General features: G+C 64.1%; 14 protein-coding genes. 4 read left to right on the forward strand and 10 right to left on the reverse strand.

Annotated features, from left to right (window positions below; all coding sequences use genetic code 11):
• Positions 1-21 precede the first annotated feature (21 nt).
• The gene (locus BUE39_RS05325; protein WP_073427604.1) at positions 22-2,298 is read left to right on the forward strand and encodes an ATP-dependent DNA helicase; all 2,277 of its coding nucleotides are present in this window, start codon (positions 22-24) and stop codon (positions 2,296-2,298) included.
• 154 nt (positions 2,299-2,452) lie between these two features.
• On the opposite strand, the gene BUE39_RS35350 is transcribed toward BUE39_RS05325, so the two are convergent.
• Together BUE39_RS35350 and BUE39_RS05340 are read right to left on the reverse strand one after the other, a co-directional pair.
• Positions 2,453-2,713 (reverse strand): hypothetical protein, encoded by a 261-nt coding sequence (locus tag BUE39_RS35350; protein ID WP_073427605.1) that lies wholly within the window; start codon positions 2,711-2,713, stop codon positions 2,453-2,455.
• Positions 2,714-2,945: 232 nt separating this feature from the next.
• On the reverse strand, positions 2,946-4,196 hold the full coding sequence (locus tag BUE39_RS05340; protein ID WP_073427606.1) for a cupin domain-containing protein: 1,251 nt from the start codon (positions 4,194-4,196) through the stop codon (positions 2,946-2,948).
• Between the two features lie 32 nt (positions 4,197-4,228).
• Between BUE39_RS05340 and BUE39_RS05345 the strand changes: the two genes are divergently transcribed.
• Positions 4,229-4,771, forward strand: coding sequence for an FKBP-type peptidyl-prolyl cis-trans isomerase (locus BUE39_RS05345; protein ID WP_073427607.1), 543 nt, complete (start codon positions 4,229-4,231; stop codon positions 4,769-4,771).
• Here BUE39_RS05345 and BUE39_RS05350 read toward each other — a convergent pair.
• The 4 genes from BUE39_RS05350 to BUE39_RS05365 all read right to left on the reverse strand — a co-directional run bounded on the left by BUE39_RS05350 (position 4,751) and on the right by BUE39_RS05365 (position 11,310).
• A complete protein-coding gene (locus tag BUE39_RS05350; RefSeq protein ID WP_176035724.1) occupies positions 4,751-6,127 on the reverse strand; it encodes a hypothetical protein in 1,377 nt (458 codons plus the stop codon). The genes BUE39_RS05345 and BUE39_RS05350 overlap by 21 nt on opposite strands.
• Positions 6,114-8,801, reverse strand: coding sequence for a DNA mismatch repair protein MutS (gene mutS / locus BUE39_RS05355; RefSeq protein WP_073427609.1), 2,688 nt, complete (start codon positions 8,799-8,801; stop codon positions 6,114-6,116). The genes BUE39_RS05350 and mutS overlap by 14 nt, the downstream gene beginning before the upstream one ends.
• 165 nt (positions 8,802-8,966) lie before the next feature.
• Positions 8,967-10,265 carry a lysophospholipid transporter LplT gene (lplT, locus tag BUE39_RS05360; RefSeq protein ID WP_073427704.1) on the reverse strand — a complete coding sequence of 433 codons (1,299 nt, stop codon included), beginning with the start codon at positions 10,263-10,265 and terminating at the stop codon, positions 8,967-8,969.
• A 241-nt stretch (positions 10,266-10,506) separates the two neighbouring features.
• Positions 10,507-11,310, reverse strand: a complete 804-nt coding sequence (locus tag BUE39_RS05365; RefSeq protein WP_073427610.1) for an inositol monophosphatase family protein — start codon at positions 11,308-11,310, stop codon at positions 10,507-10,509.
• A 398-nt stretch (positions 11,311-11,708) separates the two neighbouring features.
• On the opposite strand from BUE39_RS05365, the gene BUE39_RS05370 reads away from it, so the two are divergent.
• Together BUE39_RS05370 and cysE are read left to right on the forward strand one after the other, a co-directional pair.
• A complete protein-coding gene (locus tag BUE39_RS05370; protein WP_073427705.1) occupies positions 11,709-12,545 on the forward strand; it encodes an RNA methyltransferase in 837 nt (278 codons plus the stop codon).
• Positions 12,546-12,822: 277 nt separating this feature from the next.
• Positions 12,823-13,668: a serine O-acetyltransferase gene (cysE, locus tag BUE39_RS05375; RefSeq protein WP_073427611.1), complete on the forward strand. Its 846-nt coding sequence runs from the start codon at positions 12,823-12,825 to the stop codon at positions 13,666-13,668.
• 110 nt (positions 13,669-13,778) lie between these two features.
• Here the strand turns inward: cysE and BUE39_RS05380 are convergent, their stop codons facing one another.
• From BUE39_RS05380 to BUE39_RS05395, 4 genes are all read right to left on the reverse strand, one after another.
• Complete coding sequence (locus tag BUE39_RS05380) at positions 13,779-14,576, reverse strand: UDP-2,3-diacylglucosamine diphosphatase (RefSeq protein ID WP_073427612.1); 798 nt, start codon at positions 14,574-14,576, stop codon at positions 13,779-13,781.
• Between the two features lie 57 nt (positions 14,577-14,633).
• The gene (locus BUE39_RS05385) at positions 14,634-15,128 is read right to left on the reverse strand and encodes a peptidylprolyl isomerase (RefSeq protein ID WP_020065568.1); all 495 of its coding nucleotides are present in this window, start codon (positions 15,126-15,128) and stop codon (positions 14,634-14,636) included.
• A 197-nt stretch (positions 15,129-15,325) separates the two neighbouring features.
• A complete protein-coding gene (locus BUE39_RS05390) occupies positions 15,326-15,907 on the reverse strand; it encodes a peptidylprolyl isomerase (RefSeq protein ID WP_073427613.1) in 582 nt (193 codons plus the stop codon).
• Positions 15,908-15,955: 48 nt separating this feature from the next.
• A complete protein-coding gene (locus tag BUE39_RS05395; RefSeq protein ID WP_073427614.1) occupies positions 15,956-16,687 on the reverse strand; it encodes a tetratricopeptide repeat protein in 732 nt (243 codons plus the stop codon).
• Between the last annotated feature and the right edge of the window lie 156 nt (positions 16,688-16,843).

The raw sequence follows: 16,843 nt of genomic DNA on the forward strand, positions 1-16,843 counted from the left end.
ACTTTGCAGGAAGCGCTTGCCTTGAATTCACCGCTTGAAACTTCATCCCGTGCGACGAACGACGATCCGTCCGGCGGCGGCACGCCGCAAGTCGGCATGCCGTCGGCGCGTCCTGCCGCGTCTGCATTGAGCGCCGCATTGAATCCGCGCCGCGTCGCCGAACTGGACGAGATCTTCGCCGAGAACGGCTTGCTGGCGCGTCAGATCGACGGCTATCGCTCGCGTGCCTCGCAGATCGAAATGTCGCGCGCCGTCGCCGCCGCGATGGAAGCCTCGGGCCGTGCAATGCCGGAGCCCGCGATGTTCGACGCGCAAAAGCGTCCGGCGCGGCGTCTGCAGTCCCAAGCCGGCGATGCGGCGGCCGAGGTCGCTGCAAGCGATGAATCGAACGCACTCGACGGCAGCGAAAATACGCTGATCGTCGAGGCGGGCACAGGCACCGGCAAGACCTATGCGTATCTGGTGCCGGCCATGCTGTGGGGCGGCAAGGTGATCGTCTCCACGGGCACCAAGCACTTGCAGGATCAGCTCTTCCAGCGTGACATTCCGACGGTGCGCGACGCGCTCGCTGTGCCGGTGTCGGTGGCGATGCTCAAGGGGCGCGCGAACTACCTGTGCCATTACTATCTCCAGCGCACCGCGGATAACGGCCGTTTGCCGTCGCGCCAGGAGACCTCGTATTTGCAGGACATCGTGCGCTTCGCCAAGATCACGCGCACCGGCGACAAGGCGGAACTCGCGAGCGTGCCCGAAACGGCAGCGGTGTGGTCGATGGTCACCTCCACGCGCGAAAACTGTCTCGGCCAGGAGTGCCCGCACTACAAGGATTGCTTTGTGATGCAGGCGCGCCGCGAGGCGCAGCAGGCCGATATCGTGGTGGTCAATCACCATCTGTTTTTCGCCGACATCATGTTGCGCGATACCGGCATGGCTGAATTGCTGCCCACGGCCAACACCGTCATCTTCGACGAAGCGCATCAATTGCCGGAAACCGCCACGCTGTTTTTCGGCGAGACGCTTTCCACCGCGCAGTTCCTCGAACTCGCCCGCGATTCGGTGGCCGAGGGCCTCGGCCACGCGCGCGAAGCGGTCGACTGGGTCAAGCTCGGCTCGACGCTCGAGCGCGCCGCGCGTGATGTGCGGCTCGCCTTCAAGGAAGACTCGGTGCGTTTGTCGATCGGCCAGTTGCCCGACGATCACCCGCTATTCCCCGCACTCGAAACGCTGGACACCGAACTCGGCGCCTTGACGTCCGCGTTGGCGAATCAGGCCGAGCGAGCTGAATCGATCGGCGCGTGCTTGCGCCGGGCGCGCGAGTTGCAAGGCGTGCTCGCGGGCTGGACCACGCCGCCCACCGCGAGCGAGCGCGAAGCCGCCGACGTCGCGTCTGAGGACGGCAAGACCGGGCGCGCCGACCCGAATGAAAAGGTGCGCTGGATCGAAGTCTTCGCTCATACCGTGCAGTTGCATGAAACACCGCTGTCCGTCGCGCCGATTTTTGCGAAGCAGCGCGCCGGCGTGCCGCGCGCGTGGATCTTTACATCGGCCACGTTGTCGGTGCGCGGCGACTTCACCCACTACGCTGCGCAGATGGGCCTGAACGCGAAACGTTCGATGACATTGCCCAGTCCCTTCGATTACCCGGCGCAAGGGCTCCTGTATGTGCCGCGCAATATGCCGCAGCCGTCGTCGCCGATGTTCACCGACGCCGTGTTCGACGCCGCGTTGCCCGCGATCGAAGCATCGGGCGGCGGCGTATTCGTGCTATGCACGACGCTGCGCGCGGTGGACCGCATCTCGGCGAAGTTGCGCGACACGATTGAAGCGCGCGGCTGGAACAACCCGCTTCTCGTGCAGGGCGACGCGAGCCGCACCGAGTTGCTCGATCGCTTCCGGGCATACGGCAATGCGATTCTGGTGGGCAGCCAAAGTTTCTGGGAAGGCGTGGACGTGCGAGGCGATGCGCTATCGCTGGTGGTGATCGACAAACTCCCGTTCGCGCCGCCTGACGATCCCGTTTTGTCCGCGCGTCTCGATGCGCTCACCAAGAAGGGCTTGAGCCCATTCGCCGTCCATCAACTGCCGCAGGCCGTGATCACGCTAAAGCAGGGCGCGGGCCGTCTGATTCGCGCTGAGACCGATCGCGGCGTGCTGATGATCTGCGACACGCGCCTCGTCGACAAACCGTATGGGCGCCGCATATGGCAGAGCTTGCCGCCATTCAAACGCACGCGGGAGATCGAAGTGGTGCGCGAGTTTTTCGAAGAGAATGAAGATAACGCGGCGCGCGATCGATAAGCCTTTCGGCATTGAGCGAATACCGCTGTAAAAAACAGCGCTCAAATGACAAAACGCCACGGATGTGAATCCGTGGCGTTTTGCTTTACCGCCCGGGAAATCGCGACGATCTCCCGATGCGGCTTTCGCCCAGAGGCGAACCCTACGCGACAGCTTACTGGCTTGCGCCCGAAGCCGGAGCAGCAGCCGAAGCAGCAGCGCCTGCATCCGAAGCAGCGGTCGTAGCCGAAGCAGCAGCATCGCTCGCAGCAGCAGCCGCACCCGAAGCAGCAGTAGCGGCGTCCGAAGCAGCAGCAGCCGGTGCCGAAGCAGCAGCTGCGTCGCTAGCCGGGGCAGCGGCTTGGTCGTTGCTCTTGTTGCATGCAGCCAGTGCCACGGCTGCCAACAGGGATGCTACGAGGAGGGATTTCTTCATGATCACGTCCTTTTATGGTTAAAGGTAAGCAACAGCGCAAAATAATACCGGTAATGTGCTCCAACACCGACCTGGGCCGCTGGTGGAGACGCTCTTTTCACGAGCTGGAATCTTCCCTACGGCTTGGGCGGAAATTATATGCACTTTCGTACTGACAATCCATAAATCCGGGGTCAATACGTTGTCTTTCTCATACAAAATTTCTACTGTACGGTATAGCAGGCCGGCGGAGTTACGCAAACTCGCCCACTTGTATCCAGCCCGCACAATACCACTCGTGTAGCAGTGCTGTCACCGACGAATCGTGCGAGAGTGTTACAAAGCGTTTCGCACTCAGACACCGGTGGTCAGCGAGGTCAAACAGCCATTTTTTTGCGCCATCGAATGCCGTTTCCTCTCCATTTACGAAGAAAAAACGGCGGTTGTACAACAAATTAGTCTTGCGGTCCAGCCTGACACCTAACTTCGATGCCTGAGCGACGAAACGTGCTTCATTGAGCGGTCTTTGTGGGGGATCAAAGACCACACTCGGCTTCGGTTCACTGAGATATGTACCCAGGAACGACGCGATGTCCTGCTCATTCCATTTGATGCGCGCAAGGATCGCGCCAACCCTTTCGATCAGCGCTTGGGGCAACGCCGCGGGACGGTCGACAGCGGGCTGGCCCGGATCGCGATATAGCGCTCCCGCGTAGCCCGTTGATTCGCCGCGCTCGGCGAGATGATAGAGGAACTGCGCGGTCAACTCGCTCGCCGAAGGTGCGCGAAAACCGATCGAACACGTCATGCATTCGCCTTCGGCAACGCCGTCATGAGCGATGTGCGGCGGCAAATACAACATGTCGCCTGGCTCGAGCAGCCACTCCTCTTCCGGTTGGAAGTTCTGTAAAACCTTCAAGGGCAAACCGGGCTGCAGTGTCAGATCTTTCTGCGCTCCAATACGCCAGCGACGCTTGCCTTTTACTTGCAAAAGAAACACATCGTAGGAATCGAAGTGCGGGCCCACGCCGCCGCCGTCGGTCGCGTACGAAATCATCAGGTCGTCGAGACGCGCGTCCGGCACGAAGCGAAAGCGATCAAGCAACGCGCGTGCGCGGTCGTCGTAAAGATTGACGCCTTGCACGAGGAGCGTCCATGCACGCTGCTTCACCGACGGCAGTTCGTCGGCCGCGAACGGTCCGTGTTCCAACTGCCATTTGTTGCGAAAGTGGGTGATTAGCCGCGCTTCGGCTTCGTCGCGATCCGCCAGTTCGAAAAACTCCTCGCGCGAGAGCGGCGCCTCGACGTTCGGAATCGCCTGGCGGATCAGGAAAGGCTTTTTTTGCCAGTACCGGCGCATGAATTGCGACGGAGTCAGGTTGCCGAGTAGCGGCGTGGGCGTGTCGGGCGAGGGTGGAAGAACAGGAAGCGCGGGCTTTGAAGTCGATGACGAATTGCGTGCCGCAGCAGCTTCGGCAGGGTGGTCAGTGGGCCGCTTGGGCATCGTATAATGTGAGTTGTATTCTGGAGAGTCGAATGAAAATCGCAAAGAACACCGTCGTGTCGGTCGCTTACAAGCTGTCGGATGCGCAGGGCAACCTGATCGAAGAAAGCGACGAGCCGATGGTCTATCTGCACGGCGGCTATGATGGCACGTTCCCCAAGATCGAGGAAGAGCTCGACGGCCACGAGGCCGGCTTCGAGACCCAGATCCAGCTCGAGCCGCAAGATGCATTCGGTGAGTACGATCCGGATCTCGTGAAGATCGAGCCGCGCAATCGCTTCCCGGAACCGCTCGAAGTCGGCATGCAATTCGAGGGCACGCCGGAAGAGGGCGACGAGGATCTCGATTCGCTGGTCTATGTCGTGACCGACGTCGCGGAAGACAAGGTCGTGCTCGATGGCAATCATCCGCTCGCGGGCATGGCGCTGCGTTTCGCACTCACGGTGAAGGACGTGCGTCCGGCTACCGAAGACGAAATCCAGCACGAGCATGCGCATGGCGCCGACGGCCTCGAAGTCCTCGATGAAGACGACGACGAAGCCGACGAAGGCAAGTCAGGGCCCACGCTGCACTGAACTCGCCGGCATGCCGGGCATGCCCGAAGAGGCGGCGCCCGGCGCGTGCGGCAAGACGGCGGAGGCGGGCGGTGCCGACATGGCAGGCCCGTATTCGCCGATTCCCTCGTTGTCCGGCATGCGTGACTGCGGGTCCGGTTGAGGCTGCCCCGGCGTCTGAAAGAGCGGCGGCAATTCCGAGGCTGGACCGAGCGCGGGCACAGCCGGCATCGAGGCCGCCGGCTCGTCGCGCGGCATGACCGGCTGCGCAGCGGGCATCGGCATTTGCCTCGGCACGTCGCGAACGCTCACGCGGAACGGCGGTTTCCTGCCGAGATCCGCTTCAATCTGAATCCACTGGTTTTGACGATCATGCGGCGCGAGCGCCACACGCGTGAGGTTCGTCACCAGCATCCCCTTGTCGTTGCGTAGCGGCTGATCGATCACGAAGCCGGCGCCCGCGCGCTCGTCGTCGCAATGAATCACGAGCACTGGTCCGCGGAAAATCTGTGCGAGTTTGACGAGGCTGCGTTTGAATTCCAGAAAACCGTCGCGGCGCACGTTGCGCGTAAAACGCAGCCACGCGAAACGATCGGGCCGTTCATAACGTTCAGGGTCCGGGTCGCCTTGGATGAACACGACGATCGCGCGTGCGTCGCGGCGCTTTGCGAATTCCCCGGCGTGCTCGAGCCAGAACGCATTGGCGATCACGCGATCTTCGAATTCGCCGTTGCGCCCGCCCGCGGTCAGATAATGATTGTTTGGACTCGGCACATTCAGGCCGACGAACACCGTACCGCCCACTTGCCAGCGCACGTTCTCGCGATACGGACGAAAGCGTGACACTTCACTTTCGCGCGTCAGCGCAATCGGATTCTGGCCCATCGAGGTGGCGTCGGAGAAGAGCGTTTGACGCAACTGGTCGAGCCGTTCCACCGGATCGAAGCCGCCGGCTTCGGCGGACCCGCAGTCGGCCCAGTCATGTTGACCCGGAATGAAGAAGAGGGCGGGCCGTGACGTTTCGAGCAGCGCGTGGCGACGCTCATACAACGCATCGCGACAGGCTTCCTTCGCGCCCTTCAGATTGCCGTCGTAGACGATGAACGACACGTCGCGCTCGCGACCGATTGCATCGATCAGGCGTTGCGTGGGCGCTTCGTCGGCCGCGCTTTGCATCGTGCCCGCGATGACCGCGAACGAATAGCGTGGCGCTTCGGCATGCGCGGGCGCGGCGAACGCGAACGGCGCGCAGAGCACCAAAAGTGCGCGCAGCGCGGCCGGCGCTACGAGGCCGCCCATGAGCGAGAGGACGAGACTCAGCGCCGCGCGGGATTCGCGCGGGCGCGGCCGGTGGCTCCGTGCGTCAATGATCCGCATCCGGCGCGGCGGCCAGTTCATGCAGTTCGTATAGCAGATCGAGCGCTTCGCGCGGGCGCAGGTCGTTCGGATCGATTGCGCGCAAACGCTCGACAAGCGCTTGTACGGCAGGCGATGCGCTCGCCGCGTCGGGCCTGGCATCGCGTTCGTCGTCGGCATCTTCGAGCAGCATCGGCGGCGCGGCGAACAGGTCGAGTTGCGGCGCGGGTTGCGCCGCCGATTGCTGTTCGAGATGCGCGAGGTGCTTGCGCGCCGCGCGAATCACCGCGTTCGGCACACCGGCGAGTTGCGCGACCTGCAAACCGTAGCTCTGATTCGCCGGGCCTTCGTTGACCGCATGCAGGAACACGATGCCGTGCGCGCCATGCTCGACCGCCGACAAGTGGACGTTGGCCGCACTCGGAAACTCGGCGGGCAACTGGGTCAATTCGAAGTAATGCGTGGCGAACAGCGTATGGCAATTGTTGTGCGCGAGCAGATGCCGGGCGATGGCCCAGGCGAGCGCGAGGCCGTCGAACGTCGACGTGCCGCGGCCGATTTCGTCCATCAGCACGAGGCTTTGCGGTGTCGCGTCGTTCAGGATCGCGGCGGCTTCCGTCATCTCGACCATGAAGGTCGAGCGGCCGCCGGCCAGATCGTCGGCCGCGCCGATTCGCGTGAAGATGCGGTCGATCGGTCCGAATGCCGCGCGCCGCGCCGGCACGTAGCTGCCGACGTACGCGAGCAGGGCGATCAGCGCGGTCTGCCGCATGAAGGTTGATTTACCGCCCATGTTCGGGCCAGTGATCAGCAGTAACTTGCGTTCGGGCGTGAGGGTGCAGTCGTTGGCGATGAACTGCTCGACCTGCGCTTCGACTACCGGATGGCGGCCCTGTTCGATGTCGATGCCGGCGTCCCGCGAGAACGTCGGCGCGACCCAGTCGAGCGCGCGAGCGCGTTCGGCGAACGCCGCCAGCAGATCGAGTTCGGCGAGCGCCGCGGCGACGCGCTGACAGTCGGGGATGAAGGGCAGCAGCGCTTGCAGCAACGCGTCGTAAAGCGAACGCTCGCGGGCCAGCGCCCGTTCCTGCGCGGACAGCGCTTTGTCCTCGAAGGTTTTCAGCTCCGGCGTGATGTAGCGCTCGGCGTTCTTCAGCGTCTGACGGCGGCGATAATCGTCGGGCACCTTGTCGGTCTGGCCGCGCGTGACTTCGATATAGAAGCCGTGCACCTTGTTGTACTCGACGCGCAAATTGCCGATACCGGTGCGCGCCCGCTCGCGCGTTTCCAGGTCGATCAGGAATTGGCCGCAGTTTTCTGAAATATCCCTGAGTTCATCCAGTTCCGCGTCGTAGCCGCGCGCGATCACGCCGCCGTCGCGCACCATCGCGGACGGCTCCTGCGCTACCGCGCGCTGAAGCAGTTCGACGCACGCTTGTGGCGGCACGAGCGACGCGTCGATGCGCGCGAGCGAATCCGCATTGGACGAAACGGCCGCGAGTTGCGTGCGCAACTCGGGCAACGCGATGAACGTGTCGCGCAGACTCGACAGATCGCGCGGCCGCGCCGACAGCAGCGCGAGACGCCCGGTAATCCGCTCGATGTCGGAAATCTGCCGCAACGCGCCGCGCAGCGAATCGACGTCCGTACCCGGCGGCGCCTCGAGCAATGCGCCGATTGCCTGCTGACGCGCCTGCGCCACGGCGGATTCGCGCGGCGGATGATGCAGCCAGTGACGCAGCAGGCGACTGCCCATGGTCGTGCAGCACGTATCGAGAAGCGAACACAGCGTGGGCGATTCCGTGCCGCGCAGTGTTTCGGTGAGTTCCAGGTTGCGGCGCGTGGCGAGATCGAGGCCGATGTACTCGGATTCGTATTCGACCTTGAGGCTGCGCACGTGGCGCAATTGCTGGCCTTGGGTGGCCGCCGCGTACAACAGCAGCGCGCCCGCCGCGCCGCATGCGCAGGTCAGCGAATGAGCGCCGAAACCGTCGAGGCCCGCCACTTCCAACTGGTCGCACAGACGCTGCGTGCCGGACGCGATGTCGAAGTGCCAGGCCGGTACGCGGGTGAGGGCGCCCGCATTGACGGGCGGCGCCCAGCTAACCGAATCGGAGGGCGTGTCGGCCACCAGGATTTCCGCTGGACGAATCCGCTCGAGCGCGGCCGCGACCTGGTCGGGCGCGACTTCCGCGAGGCGCAACGCGCCGCTCGCCAGATTCAGCCACGCGAGTCCGACGCTTGTGGCGACGCCGCGGCGATTGTGCGCGACGCACAGCGCCATCAGGTACACATCGCTCTTATCGGACAGCAGCGCGGCGTCCGTCAGCGTGCCGGGCGTGACCACGCGCACCACTTTGCGCTCGACCGGACCTTTCGACGTAGCCGGGTCGCCGATCTGTTCGCAAATGGCGACGGATTCGCCGAGCTTCACGAGCTTGGCCAGATACTGTTCGACCGCGTGATGCGGCACGCCCGCCATCTTGATCGGATTGCCCGCCGACGCGCCGCGCTGCGTGAGCGTGAGATCGAGCAGACGCGCGGCTTTTTCCGCGTCTTCGAAAAAGAGTTCGTAGAAGTCGCCCATCCGGTAGAACACCAGCGTGCCCGGATGCTCCGCCTTGATGCGCAGGTACTGCTGCATCATCGGCGTGTGCTGGGCGACGTCGTTGGCTGCTGCGGTTTGAATACCCATCCCAAGTGTCTTTTGCGTTAGCTGTTCAGGGCGTGAGTTTAACCTGCCGACGCCGCGAGCGGACCCTGGCCGAACGGCCGATCGGCTGGGCAGACCGCAGGCCGACGCGACAATCGCCGCGTGCACCGGGCTGTGGTCGCCGCTCGCCGCGACGCCGTCACTCTGTCACTCTTCCACCAGCGCGCGCATATCCACCGTGCGTTCGTTCGTCGCGCTGCGCCGTTTGGCCAGCCACATCATCAGCGTGATGAAGCAGCCGAACACGACAATGATCCATTGCGCCGGCATTTTCGCGGTGAGCAGCAACGCGTACACGCCGAGCATCAGCAGCACGGCCAGGTTCTGGTTGAAATTCTGCACCGCGATCGAATGTCCGGCGGAAAGCAACGTCGCGCCGCGATGCTGAAGAATCGCGTTCATCGGCACGATGAAAAAACCGGATAGCGCGCCGAGCAGGATCATCAACGGATAGGCAAGCAGGATATAGACCGGTGCGACGTACGAGCCGATGTGAATGCCCGCGCCGGCGGGAAACAGGTCCTTGTTGTAGAACGCCATCGCGATCGCCACCGCGCCGGTCAGAATGCCGACCGGCAGCACGCGCAACGAACCGCGCAACGGAATGAAGGCGGCCGCGGCGGCCGCGCCGAGCGCGATGCCGAGCCCCGTGACGCCCTGCATCACCGCGGCCTTCGACAGCGACAGCCCCAGGTTCACGTTGGCCCATTTGAGCACCAGCAACTGCAGCGTCACCGCGCCGCCCCACATCAGCGTCGTGACCCACAGCGCGATCTGCGCGAGCTTGTCGGCCCACAGCACGTGAAAGCAGTGATGGAAGTCGCTGACCAGCTTGCCCGGCTCGGCGAGGCGGTTCGGATAGCGCGCGCCGGTATCGGGAATGAAGACGTTGATGGCCGCCGCGATCGCATAGGTGATCATCACCGCGAACATCGCCAGATCGGCGGAGGAGCGGATCAGCGGCAGATGCGCGTGCGCGACGAATTTATCGGCGAAGCTGCTAATCAGTGCGCCGCCCACCATCGTGCCGACGATGGTCGACAGCACGGTGGCCGATTCGAGCCACGCGTTCGCCTTGACGAGTTTTTCCGCGGGCAGCAGTTCGGTGAGAATGCCGTACTTGGCCGGCGAATACGCGGCCGCGCCGAAGCCGACCACGCCGTACGCGATCATCGGGTGGACGCCCGCGATCATCATCAGGCAGCCGCTCGCTTTCAACGCATTGGAGATGAACATCACGTGCCGCTTTTGCAATGCGTCGGCGAATGCGCCCACGAACGGTGCGAGCAACACGTAGGAGACGGTGAAGAATATCTGCAGCAGCGGCGTGACCCAGGCGGCCGAACGAATCACCGATAGCAACGCGATGGCGGCGATCAACAGGGCATTGTCCGCGAGCGACGAAATGAACTGCGCCGCGATGATCGTGTAGAAGCCTTTTTTCATGAAGCGGATGGGAAGCTGCGCGCAAATCTGGCGCAAAGCGGGGTCGGTGAGGATGCGCGAAACGCAGCCGGCAAGCGGACGGGCCGGCGCGGCTTCCCGCTTTGTAGCACGAACGCGTGCGGCATGCAGGCTCGCAAACACAAAAGCGGCCGAAGCCGCTTGTGTGTTCAGGTGCGTCGCGTTCCAGAAACCTTGACTGAACGGCACGAGCCGGCCTTGACAGCCGGCTCGGCAGGACGCCTTAAGCCGGTTGTTGGCGCGTGCGGCTGTAGCGCGACAGGATCGGGACCATCTGCGCATAGATCTTCGGGTTGCCCGCGACGATTTCGCCGACGTGCAGGAAGTTCGAATCGCCCGTGTAGTTGCCGACCAGACCGCCGGCTTCCGTGATCAGCAGGCTGCCCGCGGCGACGTCCCACGCATTCAGGCCTTGCTCGAAGAAGCCGTCCATGCGGCCGGCCGCGACATTGGCGAGATCGAGCGCGGCGGCGCCCGGACGGCGCAGGCCGGCGCAAGCCGTGGTCATTTCGGCGAACTGGCGGCCATACGCTTCAAGGCCATCCGTTTCGCGGAACGGGAAGCCCGTGCCGATCAGGCCGTCGGCCAGCCGGTCGCGCTTGCCCACGCGGATGCGGCGGTCGTTCAGGAACGCGCCGCGGCCGCGCGAGGCGGTGAACAGATCGTTGCGGGTCGGATCGTAGATCACCGCCTGGGTCACGATGCCCTTGTGGGCGAGCGCGATCGACACGCAGTAATACGGAAAACCGTGGATGAAATTGGTGGTGCCGTCGAGCGGATCGATGATCCACTGAAATTCGGATTCGTTGTCCGACTTGCCGGATTCTTCCGCGAGGATCGCGTGCTCGGGGTAGGCGGTCTTGAGCGTGTCGATGATCGCCGCTTCGGACGCTTTGTCGATCTCCGTGACGAAATCGTTGTGCTGTTTCTTGCTGACCTGGATGAGATCGAGATCGAGCGATGCGCGGTTGATGATCTGGGCTGCGCGGCGCGCGGCCTTCACAGCGATATTGAGCATGGGATGCATGAGACTGGATCCTTGTGCCGGGGCAGCGCGGCTGCTTGCCGGAAATTGAGCGCTAAGCGTGCGCTGATTGGGCGCCACCGAGAGGCGCTGAAACAACACGGAACGCCCGCCCGATACAGGACCCGGTGCGCATTCCGCCGACGGAGACGAATTGAATAAGAACGAGGCGCCCATGCATGGCCGGACGCGAATCGCGCTATTTTACCTGAGTCCGGGCGTCGAGGCGGTGCGCTTTGCATGGGGTGTCGTCGGAAATGCGCCGCGCGGCCCGGAACGCGCAAATTCGCGCGGCGTCCTTGCGCAAGCCGTGCCTTCGATTCATCCGCATCCACGCGCAATTCGGAGCCGCAGCGGGGTTGGCGCTACCATACGCGTTCTTTAGCTTGCAGAACGCCACCGTGGACCACACCCACTATTCTTCCGATCCCGCCGTGGCCGAGTTGCGCGGCGGCTTCACCTCGACGCGCTTCGTGCTCGTCGAGCCGAGCCATCCGGGCAATGTCGGCGCGGCGGCGCGCGCGCTGAAAACCATGGGGTTCTCGCGTCTCGTGCTGGTGTCGCCGCGCGTTGCGCACGTGCAAAGCGATCCGGAAGCCATCGCGATGGCGAGCGGCGCCGACGACGTGCTGGCGTCCGCGCATGTCGTGCCGACGCTCGCCGAAGCCTTGAGCGGCGTGCATTGGTCGGTCGCGCTGACCGCGCGGCTGCGCGAATACGGACCGCCCCAATGGACGCCGCGCGCCGCGGCCGGTGTCGCGCGCGAACAGGCGGGGCATGGCGAGATCGCGCTGGTGTTCGGCAACGAGCGCACGGGTCTGTCGAACGAGGACGTGGAGCGTTGCAGCGCGCTCGCGCATATCCCGGCCAATCCGGCCTACAGTTCGCTCAATCTCGCGCAAGCCGTGCAGGTGCTGGCGTATGAATTGCGCACGGCCTATCTGTCCGCGGATGAAGCATCGAGCGCGGCGTCCGCAGTGGCACTAACGGCTGCGGGGCAGGGCGAGCCGGTCGGCCCGCGGGCGGCGAGCGACGAAATCGAAAGCATGTTCGCGCATCTGGAAAGCGCGCTGGTTGCGCTCGACTTTCTCGATCCCGCCAATCCGAAGAAACTGATGTCGCGCTTGCGCCGCCTCTTCGCGCGTTCCGGGTTGGAGCGTGAGGAAGTCAATATCGTGCGCGGCATCGCCAAGCACATTCTGTTGAAGACCAAACGTCCCGGCGGCGACGGCGCGTAAGGACGCATAAGCGCGAGGCGCGGACGGCTTCCCGATAACGCAACGTGAAGCGCGAATCGCGTGCCGCGAATTCGACGTCGACTCGTCCCGCCACCTTGGCCGTTCTCCAAACGCCGACCTTGCCGGCAGCGTGGACTTCCGGCAGGTTTCGCGCAATCGCCCTACAATCGCTCGAAACGTTCTAAGCAAAGCTGCGGATCTGCTATGCAGCACCGCCCCGCCGCGCGTGGCTTCGCCGCGCCGGAGGTTTATGGTCCCCCCCAATACCGTCCCTGCCATGTTCAAGAGACTTCGCGAAGACATCGCCACGATCCGCGAGCGCGATCCCGCCGCCCGCAGCGCCTGGGAAGTCCTGACGTGTTATCCGGGCCTGCACGCACTCGTATTGCACCGGCTCGCGCATGCATGCTGGCGGGCGCGGCGGCGCTGGCTCGCGCGCTTCGTCTCGCAGATGGCGCGCTTCATGACGGGCATCGAAATTCATCCGGGCGCGACCGTTGGCCGGCGCGTGTTCATCGATCACGGCATGGGCGTGGTGATCGGCGAGACCGCCCAGATCGGCGACGACTGCACGATCTACCAGGGCGTCACGCTCGGCGGCACGTCGCTCACGCGCGGCGCGAAACGGCATCCCACGCTCGAGCGCGGCGTGATCGTCGGGGCGGGGGCGAAGGTGCTGGGCGGCTTCACGATCGGTGAGGAGGCCAAGATCGGTTCGAACGCGGTGGTCACGAAGCCCGTGCCGGCGCGCGGCACGGCGGTGGGCAATCCCGCGCGGATCATCGTTCCGGCGGCGGCAGCCGTCGCTTCGGCGGCGGATTGCGCCGCGTCCGATACTGGATCCAACGGTGCGGCCCGCAACGCAAAACACGCGACGCAAAGCAGCGCGTTCTGCGCGTACGGCATCACGCCGAATGCCGACGACCCGGTGTCGCTCGCGATTCACGGCCTGATCGATCACGCCGCGACGCAGGCGAAGCGCATCGATGAAATCGTCGACGCGCTGGAGCGGCTGGGCACGAGTCTCGAAGGACTGCAAGGCGCCGATGCGGCGCTGCTCGATCTGCGGCGCCTGTCGGCCGCGATTGCAGGAAAGGAGGAAGGGGTGGCAGCGGAGCGCTGAGGGTGGGCGCCCGCGGTGCGAATCAACGAACCGCACGTGCGCACGGGAGCGTTGCCGTAGCCGCCGGTGAGCGCACGCGAGCGCGCTCGATGACGAGGAGGGCGCCTCGTTCAATCCAGCGGCAGCGCCCGAATTCCTTCGGCGTCGACGCGCAAATACCCGCCACGGCGCTCGCCGTGGTCGAGATCCCAATCCGGCAGCACCCAGCGCATGCCGCCCGGCTCGCGATGCCGCGCCGGCCGGTGCGTGTGTCCGTGGATGATCGTCGCCGCCCTCGACGACTTGAACAGCGCCGCGACGCCCTTCGGCGTCACGTCGTACTTCGGCGAGACCGGCCGCGAGCGGCCTTGCTCGCTTTTCAGGCGCATGTTTTCGGCGAGCGCCTGGCGCCAGCGAAACGGCCATGCGAGAAACAGCATCTGCGCGAAACCGCTGCGCGCAAAGCGCCGGAACATCTGATAGCCGCGGTCCGCGGTGCATAAGCGGTCGCCGTGCGCGAGCGCGATGCGCGTGCCGAATGCGGTGATCACGAACGGATCGGGCAGCCAGATCGCGCCGGCCGCTTTCATGAAGCGCTTGCCAAGCAGAAAATCGCGATTGCCGTGCATGATGTAGAGCCCGATGCCGCGCTCGGACAACGTGTGCAGCAGCGCCGCCATGCGCGCCGCGAATGGCTCCGCGAGCATGTCGTCGCCGATCCAGTATTCGAACAGGTCGCCGAGAATGAAAACCGAATCGGCCTGTTCGGCGGTGACGTGGATAAAGCGTTCGAAGGCGGAAACCGTATGCGGAATCGCCTCGCTCAAATGAATGTCGGAGAGGAAAAAAAACGGGCGTGCGGCGTGCGGGCGTTTGCCCTCGCCAGGCACGCCCGCGGCGACGCTTCGCAGCGGCTTTTCTTGCAGCATTGAAGGTGCCTGATGTCAGTTCAACGAGTGGGTGCCGAGTAGGTGCCGGGTTGGCGCTTAGTCGACGATCACGGCCTTTTCGATCACGACGTCGTCGACCGGCACGTCCTGATGGAAGCCCTTCGAACCCGTCTTGACCTTCTTGATCTTCTCGACGATGTCCATGCCTTCGACCACCTTGCCGAACACCGCGTAGCCCCAGCCTTGCGGCGTGGGCGACGAGTGGTTCAGGAAGTCGTTGTCGTTCACGTTGATGAAGAATTGCGCGGTTGCCGAGTGCGGATCGTTGGTGCGGGCCATCGCGACCGAGCCGTTGACGTTCTTCAAACCGTTGTTGGCTTCGTTGTTGATCGGCTCGGCCGTCGGCTTCTGCTTCATGCCCGGTTCGAAACCGCCGCCCTGGATCATGAAGCCGTCGATCACGCGGTGGAACACCGTGTTGTCGTAGTGGCCGGCCTTCACGTAGTTGAGGAAGTTTTCAACCGACTTCGGCGCCTTTTCAGCGTCCAGTTCGAGTTTGATGACGCCGTGGTTCGTATGCAGTTCAACCATGATGGAATCCTTTGATGAACGGGGTGGGTAAAAGACGCGGCGAGTCGTCATAGGAAGTTGACGACGGGCCGCGCCGGGGCGTAGGGTCGGCGCTGACGCGCTTGCACGCGATGCTTCGTGCGGCTGCCTGACTGGCAACTCCGGTGCGAACCTCAGTGCAAAGCCTGGTGCGAGCTCCTGTGCGAACTTTCGTGCGCTTACTTGCCGACCACCGTGGCCGACTCGATCACGACCGCCTTTTGCGGCACGTCGCTCATCGGGCCGCGCGTGGTGGTGGGCGTGCCTTCGATCTTCTTCACGACCTCCATGCCGGACGTGACCTTGCCGAACACCGCGTAGCCGTTGCCGTCGGGATTCGGATAATCGAGGCCGGCGTTGTCCACCGTGTTGATGAAGAACTGCGCGGTGGCCGAATTCGGGTCGCTGGTGCGCGCCATGGCTAGCGTGCCGGCCATGTTCTTCAGACCGTTACGGCTTTCGAGCGGAATCGGCGCGCGCGTGGGCTTCTCGGCAAAGCTCTGCGTGTAACCGCCGCCCTGAATCATGAAGCCGCGAATCACGCGATGGAAAATCGTGCCGCTGTACTGGCCGGACTTCACGTAGTCGAGGAAATTGGCGACTGTCTTCGGCGCTTTCTCAGGATACAACTCGACGCGGATGTCGCCTTCCGATGTCTTGAAGAGGACGGACGGATGCGCGGCTTGCGAACCGGACTGGGCAAATGCGGGTGCGTTTGCGATCAGGGCGGCGCTGCCGAGCGCCAACATCAACCATTTCATGAAAATCCTCGGGGTTGGAAAAAACGTGGTGCCGGATAAGGGACGGCTTTACCGCGACGGCGCCATGTAAGGCGGCATGGCGAGCGAGCCGTTCGCGCCGCCGTACTGGAAGCTCGGCGTTTCCGTGATGTTCGACGTGGCGCGCGCGGTGTAGTCTTCTTGCGGCGTGACGGCGGCTTTCTTCGCCGGCTTTGCGGTCTTGGGCGGCGAGACGATATTCTGGATGTCAGTGAGGCGCTGCGTGGTCGTGGCGCTTACTTTGCCGAGACTCTGCGCGCGACGGTAGGCTTCGTTGGCCATGCGCAAATACAGGTCGCCGAGGTTCTCGTACGCGAGACCGTAGCCGGGGTTCACCTTGGTCGCCGTTTCGAGCGCGGCGCGCGCCTCGGTATAACGGCCGTGCTTCGCGTAGAGCGTGGCGAGGTTGTTATACGGCTCGGGCAACTCGGGGTAGGTTTGCGTGAGTTCAGTGAACGCGGTGATCGCCTCGTCGTCGCGATTCAGGTGGGCCAGCACCGTGCCGCGCTTGAACTTTGCCTGCGCGTCCTGCGGATGCGACGCGATGCGCGCGTCGAGCTGGGCGAGGGAAGCTTCCCAGTTCTTCTGCGCAATCGACGCGTCGATCTCCGGCGTGTTGTCGCGCACGGCGGGGCCTTGCGGCATCGGCGCGGCTCGCTGCGCGTATGCCGCGGTGCCCGGTGCAACCGTGAGAGCGACGGCGCAAAAGGCCGTCGCGGCGAGGGTCGCAGCGCTGCGCGCGCGGCCGCTGGAAGGTTTCATAGGCTCGGGTCTGGATGTTATACTCCGAGCCATTCTAACAAAAGGTCTGCGCGTTCCGTCGAACCGCCGGCTGTCTTTTCGCCACTCGTGGTCGTCTCCGCCTTGATCGTAGACTGAGCGCAACCTGACTTGCAGCCCGAGCGCCGCACCAGGTGC

The organism is Paraburkholderia terricola (assembly GCF_900142195.1).
In the GTDB taxonomy this organism is placed as follows: Bacteria; Pseudomonadota; Gammaproteobacteria; order Burkholderiales; family Burkholderiaceae; genus Paraburkholderia; species Paraburkholderia terricola.